Genomic DNA, 25943 nt, shown 5'->3' with positions numbered 1-25943 from the left:
CGGGTCGCGAAGAGTTCGATGGGCGGGAGGGTCAGATGAGCGACTTCGTGTGCCAGACCGTCTTCGTCTCGGTGAACGCGAGCACGCGGGCGAGCGCGGGCGCCGCCGCGTCGGGGCCCGACTCGGGCGGGTAGACGCGCTTCAGCGTCTCGGCGGCCGCGATCTCGAGGTCGATCCAGTCGAGCGCCGAGGCGCCCACGAGGTCGAGCGCGTTCACGTCGGCGTGCGAGGCGAGCCACGGCGCGATCTCGGCGGGTGAGCCGGTGAGGATGTTCACCGCACCCTTCGGCACGTCGCTGGTCGCGAGCACCTCGGCCAGCGTGATCGCCGAGAGCGGGTAGGCCTCGCTGGCGACCACGACGACGGCGTTGCCCGGCACGAGCGCCGGCGCGATGGCGCTGACCAGACCGAGGAGCGACGAGTCCTGCGGGGCGATGACGGCCACCACCCCGGTCGGCTCGGGCACGGTGAGGTTGAAGTACGGCCCGGCCACCGGGTTCGCGTTGCCCGCCACCTGGCTGTACTTGTCCGTCCATCCGGCGTACCAGACCCAGCGGTCGATCGCCTCGTCGACCTGCGCCCGGGCGGCGGCGGCGGAGACGCCCTCCTGCCGCACGATCTCGTCCTCGAACTGAGCGCGGCGGCCCTCGAGCACCTCGGCCACGCGGTACAGCACCTGTCCGCGGTTGTAGGCGGTGGCCCCCGACCAGCCCGAGACGGCCGCGCGGGCCGCGACGACCGCGTCACGCGCATCCTTCCGCGACGCCTTCGCCGCGTTGGCGAGGAACACGCCCTTCGGCGTGGTCACCTCGTAGGTGCGCCCGGACTCGCTGCGCGGGAACGCGCCACCGATGAACAGCTTGTAGGTCTTGGGTACGGCGATGTGCGTCATTTCGCGCCTTTCAGGTAAGCGGCGAGCCCGTGGCGTCCGCCCTCGCGGCCGTAGCCCGACTCCTTGTAGCCGCCGAACGGCGAGGCCGGGTCGAAGCGGTTGAAGGTGTTGGCCCAGATGACGCCGGCGCGCAACTTGTCGGCGACGGCCAGGATGCGCGACCCCTTGTCGCTCCAGATGCCCGCCGACAGCCCGTACGGCGTGTTGTTGGCCTTGGCGATGGCCTCGGCGGGGGTACGGAAGGTGAGCACCGAGAGCACCGGGCCGAAGATCTCCTCCCGGGCGATGCGCGACGAGGTCGAGACGTTGTCGAAGATGGTGGGCGCGAACCAGAACCCGTTCTCGGGGATGGCGCACTCGGCCGTCCAGCGCTCGGCGCCCTCGGCCTCGCCGACGTCGGAGAGGGTGCGGATGCGCTCCAGCTGCTCGGCACTGTTGATCGCCCCGATGTCGGTGTTCTTGTCGAGCGGGTCGCCGAGGCGGAGGGTCGACAGCCGCGCCTTCAGCCGCTCGACGACGTCCTCGTGGATCGACTCCTGCACGAGCAGCCGCGACCCGGCACAGCAGACGTGCCCCTGGTTGAAGAAGATGCCGTTGACGATGCCTTCGACCGCCTGGTCGATCGGTGCGTCGTCGAACACGATGTTCGCCGCCTTGCCGCCGAGTTCGAGCGTGAGCTTCTTGCCCGAACCGGCGGTGGAGCGGGCGATCTGCCGGCCGACCTCGGTCGAGCCGGTGAACGCGACCTTGTCGACATCCGGGTGGTTGACGAGCGCCCGGCCGGTCTCCCCCGCACCGGTGACGATGTTCACGACACCCGGCGGCAGGTCGGCCTGCTGCACGATCTCGGCGAAGAGCAGCGCGGTGAGCGGCGTCGTCTCGGCGGGCTTCAGCACGACGGTGTTGCCGGCCGCCAGCGCGGGCGCGATCTTCCACGCCAGCATGAGCAGCGGGAAGTTCCACGGGATGACCTGTGCCGCCACTCCCAGGGCGCGCGGGTTGCCGCCGAGTCCGGCGTAGTCGAGCTTGTCGGCCCACCCGGCGTAGTAGAAGAACCACGCGGCCACGAGAGGCACGTCGACGTCGCGGCTCTCCTTGATCGGCTTTCCGTTGTCGAGCGACTCGGCGACCGCGAGTTCACGGGCGCGCTCCTGCACCAGCCGCGCGATGCGGAACAGGTACTTGCCGCGGTCCCGGCCCGAGAGCTTCGACCAGGTCTTGTCGTAGGCGCGCCGGGCGGCCGCGACGGCGCGGTCGACGTCGGCCTCGCTCGCGTTCGCGATGCGGGCGATCTCCCTCTCGGTGGCGGGCGAGATCGTGCTGAACGACTCGCCCTCCGCGGGAACGAACTCGTTGCCGATGAACAGCCCGTATTCGGGCTTGAGGTCGAGGATGGCCGTCGACTCCGGGGCCGGGGCGTATTCGAGGAATGACATCAGGACTCCTAGTCGATGGTCACGTAGTCGGCGCCGGAGTAGTGACCCGACGTGATCTTCTGACGCTGCAGCAGCACGTCGTTCAGGAGGCTCGACGCCCCGAAGCGGAACAGGTGCGGCTGCAGCCACTCCTCGCCCACCGTCTCGGCGACCGTCACGAGGTACTTGATCGCATCCTTCGACGAGCGGATGCCACCGGCCGGCTTCACGCCGATGCGCTCGCCCGTGAGGCGGTGCCAGTCGCGCACGACCTCGAGCATCGAGAGCGTGACCGGCAGGGTGGCCGCGGGTGCCACCTTGCCGGTGGAGGTCTTGATGAAATCGCCGCCGGCGAGGATCGCGAGCCAGGATGCCCGGCGCACGTTGTCGTAGGTGGTGAGTTCACCGGTCTCGAGGATCACCTTGAGGTGCGCGAACGACCCGTCCGCGCGCCGGCAGGCCTCCTTCACTGCCACGATCTCGTCGAAGACGGCACCGTAGCGACCGGACAGGAACGCCCCCCGGTCGATCACCATGTCGATCTCGTCGGCCCCGGCGGCCACCGCATCCGCGGTGTCGGCGAGCTTCACCGCGAGCGACGCCCGGCCGCTGGGGAACGCCGTCGCGACGGCGGCGACGGCGATGCCCTCGGTGCCGCCCGCCGCGTGCGCCGCGCCCAGGGCGTCGACGGCGTAGGGCACCATGTCGCCGTACACGCACACCGCTGCCACCCGCGGAGCACTCAGGTCGGACGGATCCGGCAGCAGCGCCTTGGCCACCAGCGACCGCACCTTGCCGGGCGTGTCCGCGCCTTCGAGGGTGGTGAGGTCGATCAGCTCGATGATCTTGTCGAGCGCCCAGGCCTTCGACGTGGTCTTGATCGACCGCGTGCCGAGGCCGGCCGCGCGTTGCTCGAGGCCCACGGCGTCGATGCCGGGGATGCCCTCGAGGTACCGCTTCAGGGTGGATTCGGTGAGGTCGTCGCCCAGCACCTGAATGGCGCGCTGCGCGGGACTGACCGCTCGTTCTATCGTCACGACGTCTCCGTACTTCTCTCGTCGTTGTCGCGCCGCACGGTCCGTGCCGGGCGCATCGGTCAATTCTGCCACTCGTCCTCGAGCATGCGGGGCTTCGAGACCACAATGCCGCAGATCGCCAAGGTGAGAGCCGTGGCGAGCAGGACGAGCAGAGGAATCGTCCAACCACCGGATGCCTGGTGCAGCACCCCCACCACGAGCGGGCCGAGTGCGCTCAGGCCGTACCCGAGGCTCTGCACGAAGGAGCTGAGGGCCACTGCGCCGAGATGGGTGCGCGTGCGGAGGTTGATCAACACGAGGCACAGCGGGAACAGCATCGGCCCGAGTCCGATGGCGCCGACCCAGAGCCACGGCGCGGCGGCCGGCGCGAGCAGCAGACCGCCGTAGCCGATGAGGTAGAACCCGACCGCCAGCGCCACGAGGGGGTAGACCGTGCGCATCCGCGTGGCCAGAACGGGCACGAGCAGCGCGGCCGGCAGGCCCATCAGGGCGAACAGCGACAGGAGCGCGCCGGATTGCGCCTGCGTGACTCCCGAGACGTCGACCAAGACCTCGGGGAGCCAGGCGAACAGGGCGTAGGAGTTGAGGCCGGTGACCGCGAAGACGAGCATCAGCGACCAGGCGATGGGCGAGCGCCAGAGCCGGCCGAAGCTCGCCGGCCGGGGCGCGGCCACCTCCGCGTCCTCGTCCTCGTCCTGCGCAGCCACCTCCGGGTGCGCCCGTTCCGGCGCCGGCGCGGTCGCGTCCCGCCTCGCGCGCAGCTCGCCGAGGTGCAGGAGCACGAGTGGCAGCAACGCGAGCACCGCGAGCACCGCCCACATGCCCACCGCGATGCGCCAGCCCGCGCTGTCGCTTACCTGCACGGCCACGAGTGCGGGAACGGATGCCCCGATCGCCATCACCGTGGCGTAGAGCGACGTGATGAGGCCGATCCGGTCCGGGAAGTAACGCTTCACGAGCGGCGGCAGCAGCACGTTCGCGACGCCCATCCCGGCGAAGGTGAGAGTGCTCGCCAGGGCGAGCATCAGGTAGTCGGCGGCCGCGCCGCGGGCGAGCTCACCGATCAGGATCGCCGCGAGGGCACCGATCATCACCGGCTCGAGCCCGAACCGTCGATGCAGCGTCGGCGCGAACAGGCCCACCACGGCGAAGCAGATCGGCGGCAGCATGCCGAGCAGACCGATGCCGACGCTGCCGAGGGCGATGTCGCCGCCGATCTCGTCGAAGATCGGTGAGAGCGCCGCCACCGCCGTGCGGAGGTTCAGCGCGACGAGCACGATGGCGACGAGCGCGAGCACGCGGCCACGCCAGAGCGGGCGCACGGCGGTGGCGCCCGCCGCCTCAGGAGGCGTCATTCAGCAGGGCACGCACGCCCTCGACATCCTGGTTCATCTGCGCGATCAGCGGCTCGATGCCGGTGAAGCGCACCTGGCCGCGGATGCGCGCGACGAAGGAGACGTCGACCACGTGGTCGTAGAGGTCGAGCTCCCGATCGAGCACATACGCCTCGACCTGCTTGGGCGGCACGCCCGCGAAGGTCGGGTTGCTGCCCACCGAGATGGCGGCCGGGTACCGCTGCCCGCCGTGGCTCAGGTCGGTGAGCCACCCCGCGTACACGCCGTCGGCCGGGATGAGCCCCTGCGACTCCGGGGAGAGGTTCGCCGTGGGGAAGCCGAGCTCGCGTCCGCGGGCCGCCCCGTGCACCACCATGCCGCGCACCGACGGGGTGCGGCCGAGCAGTTCGCCGGCGCGTTCGACCTCGCCGGCGGCCAGGAGCTCGCGGATCCAGGTCGACGAGACCTTCCGTGCCTCGCCGGGTTTCACCTCGGGGATGAGGTCGACGTCGAAGCCGAACTCGGTGCCGAGGGTGCGCAGGGTGTCGATGTTCCCCTCGCCGCGGGCACCGAATCGGAAGTCGGAGCCGACCATCACCACCCGGGTGCCGCAGATCTCGTGCAGCACGCGCGACACGAACTCGCGCGGAGGCATCGCCGCCAGCGCGGCGTCGAAGTTCAGCACCAGGGCCACGTCGACGCCGGTCGACTCGAGCAGTTCGAGCTTCTGCTCGATGCCGAGGAGCGCGTCGGGGCGCGCGAGCGGGTCGAGCTGAGCGAGCGGATGCCGGTCGAAGGTGATGGCGATCGAGGTCAGCTGACGCGCGGTGGCCACGCTGATCAACTCGGCGATCACCGCGCGATGCCCGGCGTGCACCCCGTCGAACTTGCCGATCGTGACAGCGGAAGGCCCGAGACCTGCGGGAGCTCCGTCGAGGCCGCGATAAATCTTCATCGCGTCCGCCGCAGCCACAGCATGCCGAGCACCGGCAGCACGAGCGGAATGAAGAGGTAGCCCATGCCGTACCACGACCACACCGACGCCTTGGCGAACAACTCGGGCAGGAACAGGCTGAGGGTGCCGACGGTGAGCACGCCGACGAGCTCGAAGGTGATGGTGACCCAGGCGACGCGGTACCAGACCGGCCCGGGCGCGATGAGCGCGATGGTGGCCACGATGTAGACCACGGCGGCCACGGCCGAGAGCGTGTAGGCGAACGGGGCCTGGTCGAACTTGGCGATGATCTCGTACACCGAGCGGCCGGTCGCGGCGAGGGCGAGGATGCCGTAGACGATGATGAGCACCCGCCCGATTCCACGGGCACGGGTTCGGGGGCGTTCAGCGAGTGTCTCTTGAGCCATGGCAGTACGAGTTTATGGCACCGCGCATCCGCCCCCGGTCGCCCGTCCGGCCGTCACGCCCCCTGCACGAACCAGATGGCGTTCATGCGGTACACCATCACCGCGACGGCGAGGCAGACTGCGCCGAGGATCACCGTGCTCCAGCGACTGCGCTCGATCAGCGCCCAGAAGCCGCCCGCCACCGGCAGCAGCACCGCAGAGACGAGGTAGATGTAGAACTCCAGCAGGCTGCCGCTCGGTTCGTTGCCGAACAGGGGCGAGACGATGGCGATGATCAGCTGCACGATGAGCAGCAGCTCCACGAGCGCCGCAGCGCCCATGGTGAGGTCGTTGGGTTTACGGCCGGCGAGCCCCAGGATGACGCAGAGCAGCCCGCCGGCGACGGCCACGGCCACCTGCACGATGGTGAACCACTCGATCATGCGTTCTCTCCTGCGTACTCGTCGGGCGGGAAGTTGACAATGCTCTTGCCCTGGCCCGCGACGATCTCGACGAGGCCCAGCAGTCGGCCCTCGGGCGTGATGGCGGCGAGCGGGCCGTGGCCCTGTGCATCCGGAAGCGGGATGCGCTTGCCGTGCCCGAGCGCCGTGGCCTCCGCACCCGTCACCTCGAGCACCGGGAAGAGCTGCCGTGCGATGTCGGCGGGGTCGATCAACGGCAGCGCCGATCCCTCGTCGGTAAGGGCGCGCAGCTCGTCGAGGGTGTGGGCCGCGGTCACCGGGAACGGTCCGATGCGGGTGCGCCGAAGGCTCGTGAGATGACCGCCCACGCCGAGCGCCGCTCCGACGTCGCGGGCGATGGCGCGGATGTACGTGCCCGAGGAGCAGACCACCCGCACGTCGATGTCGACGACCGGATGCCCGTCCGCGGTCTGCTCGCGGCGCGCATCGCCGAGCAACTCGATCTCGGCGATCTCGACCGGTCGCCCGGCGAGCACGACGTCCTCCCCCGCGCGCACCCGGGCGTACGCCCGCTGACCGTCGACCTTGATGGCGCTGACCGAGCTCGGCACCTGCACGATGCTGCCGACCTGCGTCGCGAACGCCCGGCGGAGCGCCGCGTCGTCGAGACCGGCCACCAGGGCCGCATCGGCGACGCCCAGGGGCTCGCCCTCGGAGTCGTCGGTGGCGGTGGCGGCCCCCAGGCGCACCGTGGCCAGGTACTCCTTGTCGAGCCCGACCACGTAGGTGAGCAGCCGTGTCGAGCTGTTGACGCCGAGCACGAGCAGGCCCGTGGCGAGCGGATCGAGCGTTCCCGCGTGCCCCACCTTGCGGGTGCCGGCGAGGCGCCGGGTGCGGGCGACGACGTCGTGGCTCGTCAGCCCGCCGCTCTTGTCGACGAGCAGGATGCCGCTCCGAGCCGACTCGGGTCGACGCGCGGCGGGGACGGGAGGCTGATGCGGCACGCCTGACACGCTAACAGGTGCATCGCGACCGGACGGTCGCGCGCGGGTCGCTCAGCAGGAGTCGGCGAAGCTGCGACGCGGATGCGCGGGGTCGGCCACGTCGATGATCGCTGCGGCCCCGAAACGCGGGCCGGCTTCGGCCTGGTAGAGCTCGTCGGCACCGATCACGACCGGGTCGAGGCCGAACTGCCGCCCCTCGAGGTAGGCCGTGAAATTGAACTGGCCGCGGAGCCCCGGCCGCTGGAGGAACGGACCATCCAGGATGAGGGTGGCGTCGGCCGGGCCGGTGAGCCACTTCGATTCGCGCTCGACGTCACGCGCGGCGTCGAATGCTGCCGTCTGGAACCCGGTGCTGCCGGCCAGGCGGAAGGGCTCGATCAGCACGCGTTGCAATGTGGCGAGGTCGTAGCGGTCGAAGTAGTAGCCCTCGGGTGAGTTCGCTCCGCGCAGTTCCCGGGCGGCACGCGGGCGCTGGAAGTCGTCGAGCGACGCGCGGAAGACGGGGTGGTCGGCGCGGCGATAGGCCTCGGCCAGTTCGTCGGCGAACGCCTGCGTGCCTTCAACGCCGTCGATGGCCACGAGCACACGGCCGAGCCGGTAGTTGTGCCGGATCTCGCCCATCAGGGCATCGGCGAAGTCGCTCGCCGGCGTCGCACTCTGCACCATGTCCCGATTCTACGTCGCCCAGGTTCTGTGGCGGCCCGGGCGCCGCCGAGCGGCGGCGTAGGGTGGTCAGGTGCCCCCGACCCGAGTGAATCGCGAGCAGTTCGCGGCTCTCGTGATCGGCTGGTTCGCACGGCACGCCCGCGACCTGCCGTGGCGTCGTCCGGGCTTCCCACCGTGGGGCACCCTGGTCAGCGAGTTCATGCTGCAGCAGACACCGGTCGTGCGGGTCGTCCCGCGCCTGGACGAATGGCTCACCCGGTGGCCGGCTCCGGCCGATCTCGCCGCCGCCGCGCCCGGTGATGCCGTCCGTGCCTGGGAATCGCTCGGCTATCCCCGCCGCGCCCTCAACCTGCATGCCTGCGCCGTCGCCATCACGGAGCGTTTCGACGGCGCGGTGCCGAGCGATGTGGATGCCCTGCTCACGCTCCCGGGCGTCGGCGACTACACCGCCCGGGCGGTCGCCGTGTTCGCCTTCGGGGTGCGCGCACCGGTGGTCGACACGAATGTGCGTCGCGTGATCGCGCGGGCCGTCGACGGGCATCCGGATGCCTCCACGCCGAACGCGAAACGCGACCTCCCGGCCATGACGGCCCTGCTCCCCGCGGACGACGACGCGGCGGCCCGCTTCAACGCGGGCATGATGGAGCTCGGCGCGCTCATCTGCACGGCCCGCTCCCCGAAATGCGATCTCTGCCCGCTCGCCGACGTCTGCGCCTGGCGGTCAGCCGGCTACCCGGAGATCGAGATCGTGCGCAAACCCCGGCAGAAGAAGTACGAGGGCTCCGACCGTCAGGCGCGCGGTGCCATCCTGAAGCGCCTGCGCACGGATGCGCATCCGGTGCCCCGCGCGGAGCTCGCAGCGCTCGTCGCCGACCCCGCCCAGTTCGACCGGGCACTGACGGGCCTGATCCAGGACGGCCTGGTCGTGACGACGGCACACGACCTCTTCGCCCTCCCCTGACCGAGGCAGCAGCGTTGCTCGCCGCTCAGTCCTCGTCGTTCAGTCCTCGTCGTCCTCCGGAACGACCCGGGGCTTGACGTAGGGATCTTCATCCCCCGCGTACTGGGCGGTCTTCGCCAGCCCCTCCACCTCGGCGTCGCGCGCGCGAGCCTCGGCGAGCAGACCTTCGAGCACCTGAGCGTTCTCGGGCAGCGCGTCGGCGATGAACTCGAGCGACGGCGTGAGCCGAGCGGTGATGTTCTTCCCCACCTCGCTCCGTAGCATGCCCGTGGCCGACTTCAGGGCGGCAGCCGAATCGGCGCGCTCCTGCTCGTCCCCGTAAACGGTGTAGAAGATCGACGCGTGCTGAAGATCCCCCGTGACCCGAACATCCGTGATCGTCACGAACCCCAGCCGCGGGTCCCGAATCCCCCGCTCCAGCCGTCGAGCCACGATCTCTTTGATCCGATCCGCCATCTTGGCGGCCCGCTGTGGATCAGCCATCTCATCCCTTCTCTTTCCGGCCGTTACCGGATGTGGAGCGAAGGAATCCGAGGGGGATACTCGCTCCCCGCCGCCTTTGAGCTCAGCTCAACCCTTAGGCGGGGAGTGAATATCCCCCTCGGATTCCGACCACGCGTCAGACGCGCGGCTTCTCCTTCATCTCGATCGTCTCGATCTCGTCCCCGACCTGGATGTCGTTGAACTTGCCGAGACCGATACCCGCTTCGAAGTCCGTGCGAACCTCGGTGACGTCGTCCTTGAACCGTCGCAGCGATTCGATCGCGAGGTTGTCCCCCACGACGACGCCCTCGCGGATGACGCGGGCTTTGGCGTTGCGTGTGATCGTTCCCGACCGCACGATGACACCGGCGATGTTGCCGAACTTCGAGGAGCGGAAGATCTCGCGGATCTCCGCCACGCCCGACTGCACCTCTTCGAACTCGGGCTTGAGCATGCCCTTGAGCGAGGACTCGATGTCGTCGAGCGCGTTGTAGATGACCGAGTAGAAGCGGATGTCCACACCCTCGCGAGCGGCGCGCTCGCGCGCCTTCGTGTCGGGGCGCACGTTGAACCCGATGATGATCGCGTTGTCGACGGTCGCCAGGTTGACGTCGGATTCGGTGACCGCACCCACACCGCGGTGGATGATGCGGAGCTGAACCGAGTCGTCGACCTCGATCTTGAGCAGCGACTCCTCGAGCGCCTCGACGGCACCGGAGACGTCACCCTTGATGATGAGGTTGAGGGCTTCGACCTTGCCTTCTTCGAGGGCACGGGTGAAGTCTTCGAGCGAGATGCGCTTGCGGGCCTTGGCCAGCGACGCGTTGCGCTCGGCGGCTTCACGCTTCTCGGCGATCTGACGCGCGGTGCGGTCTTCCTCGGTGACGAGGAAGGTGTCGCCGGCGCGGGGCACGGTCGACAGACCCTGCACCTGCACCGGGCGCGACGGGGTCGCCGCGGTCACGGTCTCGCCGTTCTCGTCGACCATCGCGCGAACGCGGCCGTATGCCGTACCCGCCACGATGGCGTCGCCGACGTGCAGCGTTCCCGACTGGATGAGCACGGTCGCGACCGCACCACGCCCCTTGTCGAGCTTCGCCTCGATGGCGACACCGCGCGCATCCTTGTTCGGGTTGGCGCGGAGGTCGAGACCGGCGTCGGCGGTGAGGAGCACCGCGTCGAGCAGGTCCTGGATGCCGATGTTGTTGCGCGCCGACACGTCGACGAACATGACGTCGCCGCCGTACTCCTCGGCCACGAGGTTGTACTCGGTGAGCTGCTGACGCACCTTCGCCGGGTTCGCATCCTCTTTGTCGATCTTGTTGACCGCGACCACGATCGGCACGTTGGCCGCCTGGGCGTGGTTCAAGGCCTCGATCGTCTGCGGCATGATGCCGTCGTCGGCGGCGACCACGAGGATGGCGATGTCGGTCACCTGCGCACCACGGGCACGCATGGCGGTGAACGCCTCGTGACCCGGGGTGTCGATGAAGGTGATCGGGCGCTCGATGCCCTCGTGCTCGGTGACGACCTGGTAGGCACCGATGTGCTGGGTGATGCCACCCGCCTCACCGGCGACGACGTTCGCGTTACGGATCGCGTCGAGCAGGCGCGTCTTACCGTGGTCGACGTGACCCATGACGGTGACGACCGGGGGACGGATCTCCAGGTCTTCGTCGGTCTCGTCTTCCAGCTCCTGGTCGAGGTCGATGTCGAAGCCTTCGAGCAGCTCGCGATCCTCGTCCTCCGGGGAGACCATCTGGATCTTGTAGCCGAGCTCCTCGCCGAGCACCTGGAAGGTGGCCTCGTCGAGCGACTCGGTCGCCGTCGCCATCTCACCGAGGTGGAACAGCACGGTCACCAGGTTGCCCGGGCTCGCGTCGATCTTGTCGGCGAAGTCGGTGATCGAGGCGCCGCGACGCAGGCGAATGACGGTGTTGCCGTCACCGCGGGGAACACTGACGCCGCCGAGCGACGGAGCTTCGCGCAGCTCGAATTCTGCCCTCTTCGTGCGCTTCGACTTGCGCGCCTTGCTCTTGCCGCCACCGCGACCGAACGCGCCGGCGGTACCACCACCGGGTCCGCGGCCACGACCGCCGGCACCCGGGCGGGCGAACCCACCACCGGCGCCGGGAGCGCCGCCGCCGGGGCGGAAGCCGGGCGAGCCGGGCGCCGGGCGAGCGCCGCCGCCCTGCGCGGCACCGGGGCGGAATCCGCCGCCCTGGCCGCCGGGTCGGAAGCTGCCGGGCCCACCGGGGCGCGGAGCACCCGGACGGGGAGCACCGGGCCGGGGAGCACCCGGACGAGGAGCGCCGGGCCGCGGGATGGCGCCGTTGGCGCCACCGCCGGTGCCGCCACGACCCATGCCCTGCTGGCTGGCGAAGGGGTTGTTGCCCGGGCGGGGTGCGCCGGGTCGAGGCATCCCCTGCTGGCTCGAGAACGGGTTGTTGCCGGGCCGGGGGATGCCGGGGCGCGGAGCACCCGGGCGAGGGGCGCCGGAATCGGACGCAGCTGCTGCGGGAGCAGGAGCGGACGGGGACGCGGGAGCGGGCGTCGACGGCGTCGCGGAGGCCGCGGGAGCGTCGGCGACGGAATCGGCCTTCGCGGCGGCGGGGGTCGACGGCGCTGGTGCCGACGGCGCGCTGGGAGCCTGCTCGGCGGGCGCAGCGGGAGCTGCGGGCGCGGCCGGAGCGGGCTTGCCGGCGCCGGGTGTCGGCGCGCCCGGGCGGGCGCCCGGACGCGGGCCGGTCGAACCCGACCGCGGTGCCGGGGCGGCCGCGCCGCCCGCGGGCGCACCCGAGGCCGCAGCGCCGTCGGCGATGAGTCGTTCCTTCAAGCGCCGGGCCACGGGGGGCTCGATGCTCGACGACGGGCCCTTGACGAACTGGCCCATCTCTTTGAGGGTTGCAAGGGCGACCTTGCTGTCGACGCCGAGTTCGGCGGCGACTTCATGTACACGTGGTTTTGCAGCCACAATTCTCCTGTCTGGGGTCTACCCAGACAGGGCAGACCGTTAGTAGCGGACGGGTCTCATTTCGAGCCGCTCATCAGTTGTCACTCATGGGTTCACGGTGCCGTTCAGCCTGTTCTCTAATGTTGTCGTGTCGAGTTCACCCGCAACGCGGAGCGCACGCCCGAAAGCGCGACGCGTGACCGCGGTGTGAAAGCACTCGCTTGAGGGATGCAACCATGCGCCTCGCCCAGGAAGAGTGGCCGACTCGTCGACGACCAATGCGTGCCGGTCAGAACCGGCTTCCCTGGCAACGACCCTCAGAAGAGAGGACCGCGTGGCGCGCGCACGACATCCGACGCACGTTCTAACAGATTCCATGGTACTCCATATTCCCGGGCGTCCGATCGAACCACGCCCGGGAGCGGACCCGATCAGTCGCCGTCGAGGATGCTGTCGGGCTGGATGTCGATCTTCGCACCGGTGAGCTTGGCGGCGAGCCGTGCGTTCTGGCCTTCTTTGCCGATGGCCAGCGAGAGCTGGTAATCGGGCACGAGTGCCCGCACGGCTTTGAGCGACTCGTCGATGACGAAGGCGCTGGACACCTTGGCGGGTGAGAGAGCGTTGGCGACGAAGGTCGGCAAGTCGTCGGAGTAGTCGACGATGTCGATCTTCTCGTTGCCGAGCTCTGCAGTCACCGCGCGCACCCGCTGCCCGAGCTCGCCGATGCAGGCGCCTTTGGCGTTGATGCCGGGCTCGGTGGCGCGCACGGCGATCTTGGTGCGGTGGCCGGCCTCGCGGGCGAGCGAGACGATCTCGACCACGCCCGACGCGATCTCGGGCACCTCGAGGGCGAAGAGCTTGCGCACGAGCGAGGGGTGCGTTCGCGAGACCGTGATGGAAGGGCCCTTCGGCCCCTTCGCGACGCTGGTCACGTAGACGCGGATGCGCGAACCGTGGGCGTAGTTCTCCCCCGGCACCTGCTCCTCGGGCGGCAGGATGGCTTCGATCGTGCCGAGGTCGACGTGCACCATCCGCGGGTTCGGCCCCTGCTGGATGACGCCGGCGATGATGTCGCCTTCGCGGCCCTTGAACTCCCCCAGCACGTGGTCGTCGGCGATGTCGCGCAGACGCTGGTTGATGACCTGCTTGGCGGCGAACGCCGCGATGCGGCCGAAGTCGCTCGGGTTCTCCTCGGCCTCGCCGATCACCACGCCGTCCTCGTCGTACTCGGGCACGTAGATGCTGATGTGGCCGGTCTTGCGGTCGAGATGCACTCGCGCGGCGGGCGTGCCCTCGACCGTGGCGGGGCGGTCGGTGTGCTTGAGGAATGCCGTCAGAATGGCCTGCTCGATGATTCCCACGAGTTCCTCGAAGGGAATCTCTCGCTCGCGTTCCAAGAGACGCAAGACGCTGAGGTCGATGTCCATCTCCGGCCTCCTCTGTTCAGATCTCAGTGCCGATGACTCCGGCAGTCAAACGGACAGACTACCCGAAGCTGGCCGCCACGGCATCCAGGGCGACCTGCGTTCGCTCTCCGCTTGCGCGATCCCAGAGCTCCACCTGGCCCTCGGCGACGCCGCGGCCGACGATCACGATCTTCGGCACGCCGATCAGCTCCGCGTCGCCGAACTTCACACCGGGCGAGACCTTCGGCCGGTCGTCGAAGAGCACGTCGAGCCCCGCCGCCTCCAGGTCGGCGACGACCTGCTCAGCCGCTTCGAAGATGCCGGGCTCGCGGCCGGTGGCGATGACGTGCACGTCGAAGGGCGCGACGGCGGGCGGCCAGATGAGGCCCTTGTCGTCGTTGTTCAGCTCGGCGATGATCGCGAGGATGCGCGTCACCCCGATGCCGTAGGACCCCATGGTGACCGTCACCAGCTTGCCGTTCTCGTCGAGCACCTTGAGCCCGAGCGCCTCGGCGTACTTGCGGCCGAGCTGGAAGACGTGACCGATCTCCATGCCGCGCGCCAGCTCCACCGGCCCCGAGCCGTCGGGCGCGGGGTCGCCTGCGAGCACCTCGGCCGCCTCCACCGTTCCGTCGGCCTGGAAGTCGCGGCCGGCGACCAGCCCGAACACGTGCTTGCCGTGCACGTTGGCTCCGGTGATCCACCCGCTGCCGTCGGAGACCCGCGGGTCGACGAGGTAGCGGATGCCCGTGCTCGACTCCTCGCCGAGCACAGCACCATCGGGCGACCAGGGGCCGATGTACCCCTTGACCAAGCCGGGGTGCGCGGCGAAGTCGGCCTCGGTGGCGGGCTCGACCTCAGCCGGTGCGAAGGCCACTTCGGCGCGCTTGAGGTCGACCTCGCGGTCGCCCGGCAGCCCCACGACGACGAGTTCACGCCGGCCATCGAGATGCGTGAGCGCGAGCACTACGTTCTTCAAGGTGTCGGCCGCCGTCCAGGCGCGTCCGTCGGGGCGCGGGTGGGCGGTGTTCGCCCGGTCGACGAGCGTCTGGATGGTGGGGGTCTCCGGGGTGTCGAGCACCTCCGCGGGGGTGAGCTTCTCGTAGCTGCGCGCGGGCGGCGCGAGGGTGGTGAACGCCTCGACGTTCGCCGCGTATCCGCCCGCCGACCGCACGAAGGTGTCCTCGCCCACCGGGGTCGGGTGCAGGAACTCCTCGCTCTTCGAGCCGCCCATGGCCCCCGCATCCGCCTTCACGATCACGTACTCGAGGCCGAGCCGCTGGAAGATGCGCTCGTAGGCGTCGCGCTGCGCCTGGTACGACGCCTCGAGACCGGCGTCGCTCGCGTCGAAGGAGTACGCGTCCTTCATGGTGAACTCGCGGCCGCGCAGGAGCCCGGCGCGGGGGCGTGCCTCGTCGCGGTACTTGTCCTGGATCTGGTAGATCGTGAGCGGCAGGTCTTTGTAGCTCGAGTAGAGGTCTTTGACGAGCAGGGTGAAGACCTCCTCGTGCGTGGGCGCGAGCACCATGCCGGCCTCGCGGCGGTCGGCCAGGCGGAACATGGCGGGCCCGTACTCGTCGTACCGCCCGGTCGCCTCGTAGGGCTCCTTGGGCAGCAGCGCCGGGAAATGCACCTCGAAGGCTCCCGCCGCCGCCATCTCCTCGCGGATGATCGACTCGATCTTCGCCTTGACCCGCAGGCCGAGCGGCAACCAGGCGAAGATGCCCGGCGCCTGGCGGCGGATGTACCCCGCCCGCACCAGAAGGATGTGACTCGTCACCTCCGCGTCGGAGGGCACGTCACGGAGGGTCCGGAGGAAGTAGTTCGTCAAGCGAGTAGGCACAGATCGAGTTTAGCCAGCCTGCCCCGGCTGTCTTCTCCACCCGGATCCCGGGAGTGGTCACCGGTCTCCACAGATGCGCGCTCGGCTCCCCGAGGCAGTGCCGCACTGCCTAGCGTCCTGGGCATGGACACTTTGATTCAACTGCGGTCGGCGTCGCCGTACCTGCAACGCTGCGACACCCCCATCGGCCGCATCGAGGTGGCGAGCGACGGGCTGGCCGTGACGGCGGTCGCCATCGAACACCAGGGCGTGCTGCCCCACGACGGTCTCGCCTACGACTCGAACACCATCGCCGATGAGGGCGCCGCGCAATTGCTCGAGTACTTCGACGGCTATCGCCGCACCTTCACCGTGCCGATCGCCCAGCGCGGCACGCCCTTCCAGCGGTCGGTGTGGCACCAGCTCGCACGCCTGGGCTGGGGCGAGGTCACGACCTATGGTGCGATCGCCGCAGCCGTGGGCAAGGCGGGCTCAGGGCGTGCGGTCGGCAACGCCATCGCGTCGAATCCGACACCGCTGTTCGTGGGCTGCCATCGTGTGCTGTCCGCCTCGGGGCGCATCACGGGCTACAGCTGGGGCGAGGGGGTGCGCACGAAGGCGTGGCTGCTCGACCACGAGAGCATCGGGCATGCCTGAGCGCCGGCGCGTGCGGCGCACCGCGTTCACACCTCGAGCAGCAACTCACCGTTCGGCGCGATCGAGAGCCGGTGTGCGGATGCGCGGCCCCACGCCAGCAGTGCGTCGACGTCGGCGAAGTCCTCCCCGTGCTGTGCGAGCGCCCGCACGAGCTCGCCCTTGCCCTTCTTGTTGAAGTGATTGAGCGCGCGCTTCGTGCCATCGGCACCCGCGGTCACCACGCGCACGAAGTAGCTCTGCGCCACCGCTGCCGGCACCGGCCCGAGATGCACGTAGGCCTCCGAGCGGAGGTCGAGCACCAGTTCGTCGCGGTGGGCCAGCAACTCCTTCGACACGGCGGCGGCCCAGGTCGCGGTCAGCGTCGGCGGTTCGAGTCGGGAGTCGTGGGACAGCCGGTAAGCGGGGATGGGATCGGCGGCGCCGAGCAGGCCGAAGAGCGCGGAGTGGATGCGCACGTGGCCGGCGAGGAACGCCCGGGCGGCGGCGTCCAGCGCGGGGGCGTCGAGCGCTTCGTAGAGCACCCCGGTGTACCGGTCCATCGCCGCCATCGTGGGCGACTTCGCCAGCGTGCGATTGCGTTCCACCTCGAAGGCGAGCTTCGGCCCGAGCTTCAGGCGCGACATCATCTCCTCCGGCGTGCGGGCGAGGGCGCTCACCCGGCGCACGAGCTGGCGACGCACGCGCGAGAGACCGGGGTGCGAGAGCGCCGCGTAGTCGAGCGCAGCGCCCGCTCCCCCGTCACGCTTCGTCTCGGAGGGTGGCAGCAGAATGAGCACGATGTTCGCCTTTCACGACGAAAAGACCGCCGCACCCGGCTCCGGAGAGCGGGTGCGGCGGTTCAGAGAATGTCGCTACTTCACCAGTTCGGCGGCGCGCGCGACCACCGTCACGGTGTCGTTCTCCACCGAGAGGAAGCCGTCGTCGGCGCGCGCAACGAGACGCTCACCGCTCGTGGTGTTCACGCGCACCTCACCGGCCGCGAGAATCGCAAGCATCGGCTCGTGGCCGGCGAGGATACCGATCTCGCCCTCCACGGTCTTCGCCACGACCATCGAGGCCTCGCCCGACCAGATCTCCTGGTCGGCGGAGACCACGCTCACGTTCAGCGGAGCCGCCATGACTAGCCGTTCTCCTTCTGGATCTGCGCCCACTTCTCCTCGACGTCGGAGATCGAACCGACGTTGAAGAAGGCCTGCTCGGCCACGTGGTCGAAGTCACCGCGGGTGATCGCGTCGAACGACTCGATCGTGTCCTTCAGCGGCACCGTCGAACCCTCCACACCGGTGAACTTCTTCGCCATGTAGGTGTTCTGCGAGAGGAACTGCTGGATGCGGCGCGCCCGCGACACGGTGATCTTGTCTTCCTCGGAGAGCTCGTCGACACCGAGGATCGCGATGATCTCCTGCAGTTCCTTGTTCTTCTGCAGGATCTGCTTCACGTTCGTCGCCACGCGGTAGTGGTCGGCGCCCAAGTAGCGGGGGTCGAGGATGCGCGACGTCGAGGTCAGCGGGTCGACCGCCGGGTACAGACCCTTCGACGCGATCTCACGCGAGAGCTCCGTGGTGGCGTCGAGGTGCGCGAAGGTGGTCGCCGGCGCCGGGTCGGTGTAGTCGTCGGCGGGCACGTAGATGGCCTGGAGCGACGTGATGGAGTGACCGCGGGTCGAGGTGATGCGCTCCTGCAGCACACCCATCTCATCCGCCAGGTTGGGCTGGTAACCCACCGCGGAGGGCATGCGGCCGAGCAGCGTCGACACCTCGGAACCGGCCTGCGTGAACCGGAAGATGTTGTCGATGAACAGCAGCACGTCCTGGTTCTGCACGTCACGGAAGTACTCCGCCATCGTCAGAGCCGAGAGGGCGACGCGCAGACGGGTTCCCGGCGGCTCGTCCATCTGGCCGAAGACGAGAGCGGTCTTGTCGAACACGCCCGCCTCCTCCATCTCGTGGATGAGGTCGTTGCCCTCACGGGTGCGCTCACCGACACCGGCGAACACCGACACACCACCGTGGTCCTGCGCCACGCGCTGGATCATCTCCTGGATGAGGACCGTCTTGCCGACACCCGCGCCACCGAAGAGGCCGATCTTGCCACCCAGCACGTACGGGGTGAGCAGGTCGATGACCTTGATGCCGGTCTCGAACAGCTGAGTCTTCGACTCGAGCTGGTCGAACGCCGGGGGCTTCCGGTGGATCGGCCAGCGCTCGGTGATCTCGATGGTCTCGCCAGGCTCGGCGTTCAGCACCTCACCGATGACGTTGAACACCTTGCCCTTGGTGACGTCGCCCACCGGCACCGAGATGGCGGCGCCCGTGTCGCGCACCTCCTGGCCGCGGACGAGACCGTCGGTCGGCTTCAGCGCGATAGCGCGAACCAGGTCGTCGCCGAGGTGCTGAGCGACCTCGAGCGTGATCTCGTGCGACTCGTCGCCGATCGAGATCGTGGTCTTCAAGGCGTTGTACACCTCGGGGATCGAGTCGTGCGGGAACTCGATGTCGACGACCGGGCCCGTGACTCGGGCGATGCGTCCGACGCCGCCCGGCGTCTCCTCAGCCTGGACTGGCGCAACAGCGGTGTCAGTCATAGTGCTTTCTCTTTTCTTCGCGTGCCGGTTAGGCGCTGTCTACTTGGCGGAGGCCAGTGCGTCGGCCCCACCCACGATCTCGGAAATCTGCTGCGTGATCTCGCTCTGACGGGCGTTGTTCGCCAGTCGCGTGTAGTCACGGATCAGGTTGTCGGCGTTGTCGCTGGCCGACTTCATGGCCTTCTGGCGAGCGGCGTGCTCAGCCGCGGCCGACTGCAGCATCGCGTTGAAGATGCGGCTCTCGACGTAGATCGGCAGCAGTGCGTCGAGCACCGTCTCCGCATCGGGCTCGAACTCGTACAAGGGGTACACCTCGTTGCTCGGCTCGGCCGGCAGGTCGCTCTCCACGATCTCGAGCGGCAGCAGGCGCACCACCTCGGGAACCTGGCTGACCATGCTGACGAAGCGGTTGTACACGAGGTGGATCTCGTCGACGCCACCCTCCTCGTCATCGAGGTTGTAGGCCGTGACGACCGCGTCCGCGATCTCCTTGGCCGTCTCGAAGACGGGCTGGTCGGTGCTGCCGGTCCACGACTGCACGCTCTCGCGCCGACGGAAGCTGAAATACCCCACGGCCTTGCGGCCGACGAGGTAGAACACGACCTTCTTGCCTTCGCTCCGGAGCAGTTCGGCGAGGCTCTCCGCCTCCTTGAGGATCGACGACGAGAACGCGCCGGCAAGCCCACGGTCGGAGGTGAAGATCACGACGGCCGCGGTGTCGAGCTTCTCGCGCTCGGTGGTGAGCGGGTGATCGACGTTGGAATAGGTCGCCACCGCCGACACCGCGCGCGTGATCGCCCGCGAGTACGGCGTCGACGCCAGAACGCGCTGCTGCGCCTTCTGGATGCGCGAAGCCGAGATCAGCTCCATCGCCCTCGTGATCTTCTTGGTCGTCTGGGCAGAACGAATCTTCTGCCGGTAGACCCGAAGCTGAGCACCCATTCTTAGCGGCGACCCTTCACGATCTTCTCCTGGTTGACGTCCTCCGGAGCGGTCGCCTCGAACTCCTCACGGCCCACCGACGCGAGCGGCTTGCCCTCGCCGGTCTGGAACTCGAGCTTGAAGTCGTCGACCGCCTTCTCGAGGGCCGCGACGGTGTCGTCGTCGAGCACGTTCGTGTCTCGAAGCGTCGTCAGGACCTCGGTGTTGCGGCCCAGGAAGTCGAGGAACTCGGCCTCGAAACGCAGGATGTCCTCCACCGGCACCTCGTCGAGCTTGCCGTTCGTGCCGGCCCAGATCGAGACGACCTGCTGCTCGACGGGGAACGGCGAGTACTGCGGCTGCTTGAGCAGCTCGGTGAGCCGGGCACCACGGGCCAGCTGACGACGGGATGCCGCATCCAGGTCGGATGCGAACATCGCGAACGCCTCGAGCGAGCGGTACTGCGCGAGCTCGAGCTTCAGCGTGCCGGAGACCTTCTTGATCGACTTCACCTGCGCGTCGCCACCGACGCGGGAGACCGAGATGCCGACGTCGACCGCGGGACGCTGGTTGGCGTTGAACAGGTCGGACTGCAGGAAGATCTGGCCGTCGGTGATGGAGATCACGTTGGTGGGGATGTACGCCGAGACGTCGTTGGCCTTGGTCTCGATGATCGGCAGGCCGGTCATCGAACCGGCACCGAGCTCGTCGGAGAGCTTGGCGCAACGCTCGAGCAGACGCGAGTGCAGGTAGAACACGTCGCCGGGGTACGCCTCGCGTCCCGGCGGGCGGCGGAGGAGCAGCGACACGGCGCGGTAGGCCTCGGCCTGCTTGGACAGGTCGTCGAAGATGATGAGCACGTGCTTGCCGCCGTACATCCAGTGCTGGCCGATGGCCGAACCGGTGTAGGGGGCGAGGTACTTGAAGCCGGCGGGGTCGGAGGCCGGGGAGGCGACGATGGTGGTGTACTCCATCGCGCCGGCGTCTTCGAGCGCACCCTTCACCGAGGCGATGGTGGAGCCCTTCTGGCCGATCGCGACGTAGATGCAGCGCACCTGCTTGTTGACGTCGCCCGACTCCCAGTTCGCCTTCTGGTTGATGATGGTGTCGATGGCGATGGCGGTCTTGCCGGTCTGGCGGTCGCCGATGATCAGCTGTCGCTGGCCGCGGCCCACCGGGATCATGGCGTCGATGGCCTTGATGCCGGTCTGCAGCGGCTCGTGCACCGACTTGCGCTGCATGACGCCCGGGGCCTGGAGCTCGAGCTCGCGGCGGCCCTCGGTGGCGATGTCGCCCAGGCCGTCGATCGGGTTGCCGAGCGGGTCGACCACGCGGCCGAGGTAGCCGTCGCCGACGGGCACTGAGAGCACCTCGCCGGTGCGGGTGACTTCCTGGCCCTCTTCGATGCCGGTGAACTCGCCGAGCACGACGACGCCGATCTCGTCTTCGTCGAGGTTCTGGGCGAGGCCGAGCGTGCCGTCCGCGAAGCGGATCAGCTCGTTGGCCATGACACCCGGGAGCCCTTCGACGTGGGCGATGCCGTCGGCGGCGTCGATGACGTAGCCCACCTCGGTGGTTGCGGCCTTGCCGGGCTCGTAGGCCGCGACGAAGTCCTTGAGAGCGTCGCGGATCTCATCGGGGCGGATTGTGAGTTCAGCCATCGTTTTCCCTTTTCTGATGGGGTATGCCCCCAGTGTGTTCCGGTGCCCGCCGATTAGCCAGCGAGCTGAAGTCTCAAATCGTTGATGCGGGTGGCGACGCTGCCGTCGATGACGTCGTCGCCGATCTGGATGCGGATGCCACCGATCACCGACGCGTCGATCACCTGGTTCAGCTGCACCCGGCGGCCGTACTGCGCGGCCAGCGTGGTCTCGAGCCGCTGCACCTGAGCGGCGCCGAGCGGAGCGGCCGTGGTCACCGTGGCGACCACCGAACCCGACTGGTCGGCGACGATGGCCGAGGCGTACCTGATCAACTCGCCGATGCGCCGGCCGCGCGGCTGGGTGACCAGCTGACGGGCGATGGCCAGGGTCTGCGCCGAGGCGCGACCACCCAGCAGGCGCTCCACGAGGGCGCGCTTCTGATCGGTCGAGCCGAGCTTCGAACCCAGCGCGAGCTCGAGCTTCGCGTCGCTCGTGACGGCGCGGCCGAACTCGAACAACTCGGAGTCAATCGCGGCCGACGCGGGCGCGGAGCCGGCCACCGCGCGGATGCCGACCTCCTCGATGCCGGCCAGCAGGTCGGTGTGACTCGACCACCGGCTCGAGGCGATGCCCGCGAGCAGTTCCACCGTGGTGCGGCCGTAGCCCGGTGCGAACAACTGCTTGACGAGCGCCACCTTGGCGGGGGCCTCGACCCCCGGGTCGGAGAGAGCCCCGAGCAGGTGTGACGAATCTCCGATGATCCGGCCGGCGGCGAAGAGCTCTTCTCCCGTGGCCAGATCGACCTGGGAGCCCAGGCTCGACAGGCGAGCCTTGGCCTCCTCGAGGGCTACTCTGGTCGCGCTACCCATTCGTGATTACTTCTTCCCTACGGTGTCGGATGCTTCGAGGTCGGCCAGGAACCGGTCGACCAGGGCGGTTGCCTTCTTGTCGTCGGAGAGCGACTCCCCGATGACACCCGACGCCAGGTCGATGGCGAGGCTGCCGACCTCCGAGCGGAGGGACACGAGGGCAGCCTGACGGTCGGCCTCGATGGCGACCTGGGCGTTGGCCTTCACGCGCTCGGCGTCGCTCTGCGCCTGGGCCTGGATCTCGGCACCGATGCGCTGGGCGTCGACACGGGCCTGCTCACGGATCTTGCCCGCCTCGGCACGGGCCTCGGCGAGCTGAGCGGTGTACTGCTCGAGCGCTGCCTCGGCTTCGCGCTGCGCGACGTCGGCCTTCTCGATGTTGCCCTCGATCGCGGCGGAACGCTCGTCGAGCAGCTTCTTCATACGAGGCAGCACGAGCCGCCAGAAGAAGATGAGGATGACGACGAAGCAGACCAGCGACCAGATGATGTCGTACGGCTGGGGAAGCAACGGGTTCGGCGGTGCTTCTTCGGCGGCTGCTACGAGAATGGTCTGAAGCATGGCGCCTCCTTCCTAAGGTGAAAGAGGGTTTAGAAGCCGAAGATGAAGCCGGTCGCGATACCGATGAAGGCGAGCGCCTCGGTGAACGCGATACCGATGTACATCAGCACCTGGAGGCGGCCGGCCAGCTCGGGCTGACGGGCGACGCCCTCGATCGTCTTGCCGACGACGATGCCCACGCCGATGGCCGGGCCGATGGCGGCGAGGCCGTAGCCGACCGTGGCGATGCTGCCGGAGACCTCGGCGAGGATGGCGGTGTCTGCCATTGTTGTTCCCTTTCGTGATGGTGGAGCAGGCGGGTGCCTGGCGCCGTTTTAGTGTTCGTCAGCCAGCGCGAGCTGGATGTAGACCGTGGTGAGGAGTGCGAAGACGTAGGCCTGCAGCACGGCCACCAAGACCTCGAAGAGCGTGAAGACGAAGCCGAAGGCCAGCGTTCCCACGCCGAACAGACCGTAGAAGATGCTGGTCTGGGTGGCGGTGAAGAGGAAGAACTGCGTGGCCGAGAAGAACAGCACGAGCAGCAGGTGGCCGACGAGCATGTTCATCAGGAGTCGGAGCGTCAGCGTGATCGGCCGGAGGATGAAGGTCGAGACGAACTCGATCGGCGTCACGATGATGTAGAGGAACCAGGGCACGCCGGGCGGGAAGAGCGCGTTCTTGAAGAATGCGCCCGGGTGCTTCTTCAGCCCGGCGTACATGAACGCGAGCCAGGCCACGACGGCGAGCACCAGCGGCATGCCGATGATGGCGTTCGACGAGATGTTGAGGAACGGGATGATGCCGGTGAGGTTCGCGAACAGCACCACGAAGAAGATGGTGGTGATGAGCGGGAGGAAGCGCCGGCCGTCCTTCTTGCCAAGAAGGTCTTCGGCGATGTTCACGCGAGCGAAGTCGAGGCCCATCTCGACGACGCTCTGGAAGCGGCCGGGAACGACCTTCATGCGCCTGGTCCCGATCCAGAAGATCAGGATGATGGCCAGCATCGCCAGGAAGCGGATGAGGATGATCCGGTTGATTTCGAACGGCGTGCCAGCGAAGAAAATGGCCTCGGGGAAGAACTCCTCGATCGACGGACCGTGGAAACCACCATCGTCGGAGGTTGCCATGGGGGCTAGCAGGTTCACAGCGTTAGCTATCAGCGCTATCTCCTGTTTCGGGGCGTGGAACTTTTCACAGTTCTCGCGACGACGAACGGGTGGGGGTGGTGCTGTATACAAGCCACGACGGCATTGCGCGACAGCGGAACGAACTCACTAACCCTATCAAGACTCAGGGCGTCCTGACTAATCCTGGAGCGCTCATTCCCCGCTCGGGAGCTTGACGTCGGAGGCGTACGCCATGCGGGTGCGCGCCACGACGACCACGTCGACCACGAGGCTCCCGATCACCGCCGCGACGATGCTGAGGAAGAGCACGGTGCCGTTGGTCCAGGGCTGGCCCCGCAGGAGCAGCACGATCACTATGAAGAGCACGAACTTGAGCATCCAGGCGCCCAGCACGATCGCGAAGAACAGGGTCGGGTAGATGGGTGACGCCGTGAAGCGGTTGGCCACGATGATGCTCACCACGGTGATACCGGCGAACACGAGCACCAAGGCCGTGCCGATGAGGGCGCTCACGGCACCGGCCCAACCGTCGACGAGGTAGCCAATCACTCCCCCGATGACAGCGATGACGACGGCGAGGATGATGTCCCAGCGCAGGATGGCCGCGAAGACCTTGCTGGAGGATGGCGTCGGGTAGTTCCCTCGGATCACAGGCTCGGTCACGGTTCTAGGACTCCTTGATCTCGTCGGCGGCCGCGTCGAGCGGATCGTCGCCGGCTTTCATGTCGGCTTCGAGGGTACCCGCATCGGCTGATTGCGCCTCGATCTCGCGTCGCTTCAGCCTGCTCAACGGGCTGAGCGTCACCGCCGTGCAGACGACGAGACCGACCCCGAGGAAGACGAAGGCGAGCCAATAGGGCTGCAGCACGAAGAACAGCAGGCAGCCGATCGAGATGACCGCCGTCCAGGCGTAGAAGATCAGCACGGCCTGCAGATGCGAGTGACCCATGTCGAGCAGCCGGTGGTGCAGGTGCTGGCGGTCGGCGCTGAACGGGCTCTTGCCCGCCCGCAGCCGGCGGAACACCGCGAGCCCGAAGTCGAGCAGCGGGATGACGAGGATGGCGAACGGCAGCAGGATCGGGATGAACGCGGGGAACAACTGCGACCGCCCGAGCTGTGCAGGGTCGACCTGACCGGTGACGGCGACGGCGCTCGTGGCCATCAGGAGCCCCACGAGCAGTGCCCCGGCGTCACCCATGAAGAGCTTCGCGGGGTGGAAGTTCAGCGGCAGGAAGCCGGCGCAGGCACCGATCAGCACCGCGGTGATGAGCGAGGCGAGGTTGAAGTAGTCGGTGGGCGAGGTGTCCTGCGCCAGCAGGTAGCTGTAGATGAAGAACACGCCGTTCGCGATGAGCGCCACCCCGGCGACCAGACCATCGAGCCCGTCGATGAAGTTGATGGCGTTCATCACCAGCACCACTGCGAGGATCGTGATGACCAGCGACATCCCGCTCGACCCGATGGTGAGCCCGCCGATCGGCAGCGACACGATCTGCACGCCCTGCCAGGCGAGGAGGCCGGCCGCGATGATCTGGCCGGCGAGCTTCGTGAGCCAGTCGAGGTCCCAGATGTCGTCGGCCACCCCGATCAGCACGATGATGAGTGCGGCGCCGAGGATGGCCCAGACCTTGCCGGGCTCGGCGAAGACGAGCCGGAACCAGCTGATCTGCGACGCCACCACGAACGCCACGACGACGCCGATGAACATCGCGATGCCGCCGAGCCGCGGGGTGGGCCGGGTGTGCACGTCGCGCTCGCGGATCTTGGGGTACAGCCGGTAGCGATGGCTGAGCTTGTAGATCACCCAGGTCAGGCCGAAGGTGACGACGGCCGAGACGAGTGCGACGAGGAGGTAGAACCGCATGC

27 protein-coding genes are annotated in these 25943 nt (G+C 68.6%); 2 read left to right on the top strand and 25 right to left on the bottom strand.

Annotated features, from left to right (window positions below; genetic code table 11):
- Positions 1–31: 31 nt before the first annotated feature.
- Genes AC3WLB_RS08290 through AC3WLB_RS08250 form a run of 9 tightly spaced genes read right to left on the bottom strand, consistent with a single transcriptional unit; the run spans position 32 to position 8111 of the window.
- On the bottom strand, positions 32–892 hold the full coding sequence (locus tag AC3WLB_RS08290; RefSeq protein WP_492505010.1) for an aldehyde dehydrogenase family protein: 861 nt from the start codon (positions 890–892) through the stop codon (positions 32–34).
- Complete coding sequence (locus tag AC3WLB_RS08285; RefSeq protein ID WP_492505008.1) at positions 889–2328, bottom strand: aldehyde dehydrogenase family protein; 1440 nt, start codon at positions 2326–2328, stop codon at positions 889–891. Before AC3WLB_RS08285 ends, AC3WLB_RS08290 begins: the two co-directional genes overlap by 4 nt.
- An 8-nt stretch (positions 2329–2336) precedes the next feature.
- Positions 2337–3344, bottom strand: a complete 1008-nt coding sequence (gene deoC / locus AC3WLB_RS08280) for a deoxyribose-phosphate aldolase (RefSeq protein ID WP_492505006.1) — start codon at positions 3342–3344, stop codon at positions 2337–2339.
- A gap of 59 nt (positions 3345–3403) precedes the next feature.
- The gene (locus tag AC3WLB_RS08275; RefSeq protein WP_492505004.1) at positions 3404–4699 is read right to left on the bottom strand and encodes an MFS transporter; all 1296 of its coding nucleotides are present in this window, start codon (positions 4697–4699) and stop codon (positions 3404–3406) included.
- Entirely contained in the window at positions 4686–5633 is a 948-nt protein-coding gene (locus AC3WLB_RS08270; protein ID WP_492505002.1) for a bifunctional riboflavin kinase/FAD synthetase, read from the bottom strand. Before AC3WLB_RS08270 ends, AC3WLB_RS08275 begins: the two co-directional genes overlap by 14 nt.
- Entirely contained in the window at positions 5630–6040 is a 411-nt protein-coding gene (locus AC3WLB_RS08265; protein WP_031280955.1) for a hypothetical protein, read from the bottom strand. The genes AC3WLB_RS08270 and AC3WLB_RS08265 overlap by 4 nt, the downstream gene beginning before the upstream one ends.
- A 53-nt stretch (positions 6041–6093) precedes the next feature.
- Entirely contained in the window at positions 6094–6462 is a 369-nt protein-coding gene (locus tag AC3WLB_RS08260; RefSeq protein ID WP_492505000.1) for a hypothetical protein, read from the bottom strand.
- Complete coding sequence (truB, locus tag AC3WLB_RS08255) at positions 6459–7445, bottom strand: tRNA pseudouridine(55) synthase TruB (RefSeq protein WP_492504998.1); 987 nt, start codon at positions 7443–7445, stop codon at positions 6459–6461. The genes AC3WLB_RS08260 and truB overlap by 4 nt, the downstream gene beginning before the upstream one ends.
- Positions 7446–7496: 51 nt before the next feature.
- On the bottom strand, positions 7497–8111 hold the full coding sequence (locus AC3WLB_RS08250) for a nucleoside/nucleotide kinase family protein (protein WP_492504996.1): 615 nt from the start codon (positions 8109–8111) through the stop codon (positions 7497–7499).
- Positions 8112–8181: 70 nt separating this feature from the next.
- Between AC3WLB_RS08250 and AC3WLB_RS08245 the strand changes: the two genes are divergently transcribed.
- Entirely contained in the window at positions 8182–9072 is an 891-nt protein-coding gene (locus AC3WLB_RS08245) for an HhH-GPD family protein (RefSeq protein ID WP_492504994.1), read from the top strand.
- 39 nt (positions 9073–9111) lie between these two features.
- Here the strand turns inward: AC3WLB_RS08245 and rbfA are convergent, their stop codons facing one another.
- The 5 genes from rbfA to AC3WLB_RS08220 form a co-directional block, all read right to left on the bottom strand.
- The gene (rbfA, locus tag AC3WLB_RS08240; RefSeq protein WP_022895059.1) at positions 9112–9555 is read right to left on the bottom strand and encodes a 30S ribosome-binding factor RbfA; all 444 of its coding nucleotides are present in this window, start codon (positions 9553–9555) and stop codon (positions 9112–9114) included.
- A 136-nt stretch (positions 9556–9691) separates the two neighbouring features.
- Positions 9692–12529: a translation initiation factor IF-2 gene (gene infB, locus AC3WLB_RS08235; RefSeq protein WP_492504992.1), complete on the bottom strand. Its 2838-nt coding sequence runs from the start codon at positions 12527–12529 to the stop codon at positions 9692–9694.
- Positions 12530–12613: 84 nt separating this feature from the next.
- The gene (locus AC3WLB_RS08230) at positions 12614–12886 is read right to left on the bottom strand and encodes a YlxR family protein (protein ID WP_492504990.1); all 273 of its coding nucleotides are present in this window, start codon (positions 12884–12886) and stop codon (positions 12614–12616) included.
- A 53-nt stretch (positions 12887–12939) separates the two neighbouring features.
- A complete protein-coding gene (nusA, locus tag AC3WLB_RS08225; RefSeq protein ID WP_492504989.1) occupies positions 12940–13935 on the bottom strand; it encodes a transcription termination factor NusA in 996 nt (331 codons plus the stop codon).
- Between the two features lie 58 nt (positions 13936–13993).
- Positions 13994–15757 carry a proline--tRNA ligase gene (locus tag AC3WLB_RS08220; protein ID WP_492504987.1) on the bottom strand — a complete coding sequence of 588 codons (1764 nt, stop codon included), beginning with the start codon at positions 15755–15757 and terminating at the stop codon, positions 13994–13996.
- Between the two features lie 123 nt (positions 15758–15880).
- Between AC3WLB_RS08220 and AC3WLB_RS08215 the strand changes: the two genes are divergently transcribed.
- Positions 15881–16393 (top strand): methylated-DNA--[protein]-cysteine S-methyltransferase, encoded by a 513-nt coding sequence (locus tag AC3WLB_RS08215; protein ID WP_022895063.1) that lies wholly within the window; start codon positions 15881–15883, stop codon positions 16391–16393.
- 26 nt (positions 16394–16419) lie between these two features.
- Here the strand turns inward: AC3WLB_RS08215 and AC3WLB_RS08210 are convergent, their stop codons facing one another.
- The 11 genes from AC3WLB_RS08210 to AC3WLB_RS08160 all read right to left on the bottom strand — a co-directional run bounded on the left by AC3WLB_RS08210 (position 16420) and on the right by AC3WLB_RS08160 (position 25941).
- Complete coding sequence (locus AC3WLB_RS08210; RefSeq protein ID WP_492504984.1) at positions 16420–17169, bottom strand: YaaA family protein; 750 nt, start codon at positions 17167–17169, stop codon at positions 16420–16422.
- Positions 17170–17244: 75 nt separating this feature from the next.
- The gene (locus AC3WLB_RS08205; RefSeq protein WP_492504983.1) at positions 17245–17511 is read right to left on the bottom strand and encodes a F0F1 ATP synthase subunit epsilon; all 267 of its coding nucleotides are present in this window, start codon (positions 17509–17511) and stop codon (positions 17245–17247) included.
- A gap of 2 nt (positions 17512–17513) precedes the next feature.
- A complete protein-coding gene (gene atpD, locus AC3WLB_RS08200) occupies positions 17514–18977 on the bottom strand; it encodes a F0F1 ATP synthase subunit beta (RefSeq protein WP_022895066.1) in 1464 nt (487 codons plus the stop codon).
- 39 nt (positions 18978–19016) lie between these two features.
- Positions 19017–19919, bottom strand: a complete 903-nt coding sequence (locus AC3WLB_RS08195) for a F0F1 ATP synthase subunit gamma (RefSeq protein WP_022895067.1) — start codon at positions 19917–19919, stop codon at positions 19017–19019.
- Positions 19920–19921: 2 nt separating this feature from the next.
- Positions 19922–21559 carry a F0F1 ATP synthase subunit alpha gene (atpA, locus tag AC3WLB_RS08190; protein ID WP_492504980.1) on the bottom strand — a complete coding sequence of 546 codons (1638 nt, stop codon included), beginning with the start codon at positions 21557–21559 and terminating at the stop codon, positions 19922–19924.
- Positions 21560–21612: 53 nt separating this feature from the next.
- A complete protein-coding gene (locus AC3WLB_RS08185) occupies positions 21613–22410 on the bottom strand; it encodes a F0F1 ATP synthase subunit delta (RefSeq protein ID WP_492504978.1) in 798 nt (265 codons plus the stop codon).
- Positions 22411–22416: 6 nt separating this feature from the next.
- Positions 22417–22971: a F0F1 ATP synthase subunit B gene (locus AC3WLB_RS08180; protein WP_492504976.1), complete on the bottom strand. Its 555-nt coding sequence runs from the start codon at positions 22969–22971 to the stop codon at positions 22417–22419.
- A gap of 29 nt (positions 22972–23000) precedes the next feature.
- The gene (gene atpE, locus AC3WLB_RS08175) at positions 23001–23237 is read right to left on the bottom strand and encodes an ATP synthase F0 subunit C (protein WP_022895070.1); all 237 of its coding nucleotides are present in this window, start codon (positions 23235–23237) and stop codon (positions 23001–23003) included.
- 48 nt (positions 23238–23285) lie between these two features.
- On the bottom strand, positions 23286–24077 hold the full coding sequence (atpB, locus tag AC3WLB_RS08170; protein ID WP_492504973.1) for a F0F1 ATP synthase subunit A: 792 nt from the start codon (positions 24075–24077) through the stop codon (positions 23286–23288).
- A 192-nt stretch (positions 24078–24269) separates the two neighbouring features.
- Positions 24270–24740, bottom strand: a complete 471-nt coding sequence (locus AC3WLB_RS08165; protein ID WP_022895072.1) for a Cg1360 family ATP-synthase-associated protein — start codon at positions 24738–24740, stop codon at positions 24270–24272.
- A gap of 4 nt (positions 24741–24744) precedes the next feature.
- Positions 24745–25941, bottom strand: a complete 1197-nt coding sequence (locus AC3WLB_RS08160; RefSeq protein ID WP_022895073.1) for an MraY family glycosyltransferase — start codon at positions 25939–25941, stop codon at positions 24745–24747.
- Between the last annotated feature and the right edge of the window lie 2 nt (positions 25942–25943).

The sequence above is a fragment of the Herbiconiux sp. FW305-C-125 genome (assembly GCF_058783455.1).
This window is presented reverse-complemented; position numbering and strand designations above follow the sequence as displayed.

Bases quoted from the DNA above. Each gene is read 5' to 3' on its own strand.
- AC3WLB_RS08185 (WP_492504978.1), bottom strand. From the start codon at position 22,410: ATGGGTAGCGCGACCAGAGTAGCCCTCGAGGAGGCCAAGGCTCGCCTG.
- atpD (WP_022895066.1), bottom strand. From the start codon at position 18,977: ATGACTGACACCGCTGTTGCGCCAGTCCAGGCTGAGGAGACGCCGGGC.
- AC3WLB_RS08265 (WP_031280955.1), bottom strand. From the start codon at position 6,040: ATGGCTCAAGAGACACTCGCTGAACGCCCCCGAACCCGTGCCCGTGGA.
- AC3WLB_RS08285 (WP_492505008.1), bottom strand. From the start codon at position 2,328: ATGTCATTCCTCGAATACGCCCCGGCCCCGGAGTCGACGGCCATCCTC.
- atpB (WP_492504973.1), bottom strand. From the start codon at position 24,077: ATGGCAACCTCCGACGATGGTGGTTTCCACGGTCCGTCGATCGAGGAG.
- AC3WLB_RS08205 (WP_492504983.1), bottom strand. From the start codon at position 17,511: ATGGCGGCTCCGCTGAACGTGAGCGTGGTCTCCGCCGACCAGGAGATC.
- rbfA (WP_022895059.1), bottom strand. From the start codon at position 9,555: ATGGCTGATCCACAGCGGGCCGCCAAGATGGCGGATCGGATCAAAGAG.
- AC3WLB_RS08275 (WP_492505004.1), bottom strand. From the start codon at position 4,699: ATGACGCCTCCTGAGGCGGCGGGCGCCACCGCCGTGCGCCCGCTCTGG.
- AC3WLB_RS08260 (WP_492505000.1), bottom strand. From the start codon at position 6,462: ATGATCGAGTGGTTCACCATCGTGCAGGTGGCCGTGGCCGTCGCCGGC.
- AC3WLB_RS08270 (WP_492505002.1), bottom strand. From the start codon at position 5,633: ATGAAGATTTATCGCGGCCTCGACGGAGCTCCCGCAGGTCTCGGGCCT.
- AC3WLB_RS08250 (WP_492504996.1), bottom strand. From the start codon at position 8,111: ATGGTGCAGAGTGCGACGCCGGCGAGCGACTTCGCCGATGCCCTGATG.
- AC3WLB_RS08180 (WP_492504976.1), bottom strand. From the start codon at position 22,971: ATGCTTCAGACCATTCTCGTAGCAGCCGCCGAAGAAGCACCGCCGAAC.
- atpA (WP_492504980.1), bottom strand. From the start codon at position 21,559: ATGGCTGAACTCACAATCCGCCCCGATGAGATCCGCGACGCTCTCAAG.
- AC3WLB_RS08160 (WP_022895073.1), bottom strand. From the start codon at position 25,941: ATGCGGTTCTACCTCCTCGTCGCACTCGTCTCGGCCGTCGTCACCTTC.
- AC3WLB_RS08290 (WP_492505010.1), bottom strand. From the start codon at position 892: ATGACGCACATCGCCGTACCCAAGACCTACAAGCTGTTCATCGGTGGC.
- nusA (WP_492504989.1), bottom strand. From the start codon at position 13,935: ATGGACATCGACCTCAGCGTCTTGCGTCTCTTGGAACGCGAGCGAGAG.
- AC3WLB_RS08215 (WP_022895063.1), top strand. From the start codon at position 15,881: ATGGACACTTTGATTCAACTGCGGTCGGCGTCGCCGTACCTGCAACGC.
- AC3WLB_RS08230 (WP_492504990.1), bottom strand. From the start codon at position 12,886: ATGGAATCTGTTAGAACGTGCGTCGGATGTCGTGCGCGCGCCACGCGG.
- AC3WLB_RS08195 (WP_022895067.1), bottom strand. From the start codon at position 19,919: ATGGGTGCTCAGCTTCGGGTCTACCGGCAGAAGATTCGTTCTGCCCAG.
- atpE (WP_022895070.1), bottom strand. From the start codon at position 23,237: ATGGCAGACACCGCCATCCTCGCCGAGGTCTCCGGCAGCATCGCCACG.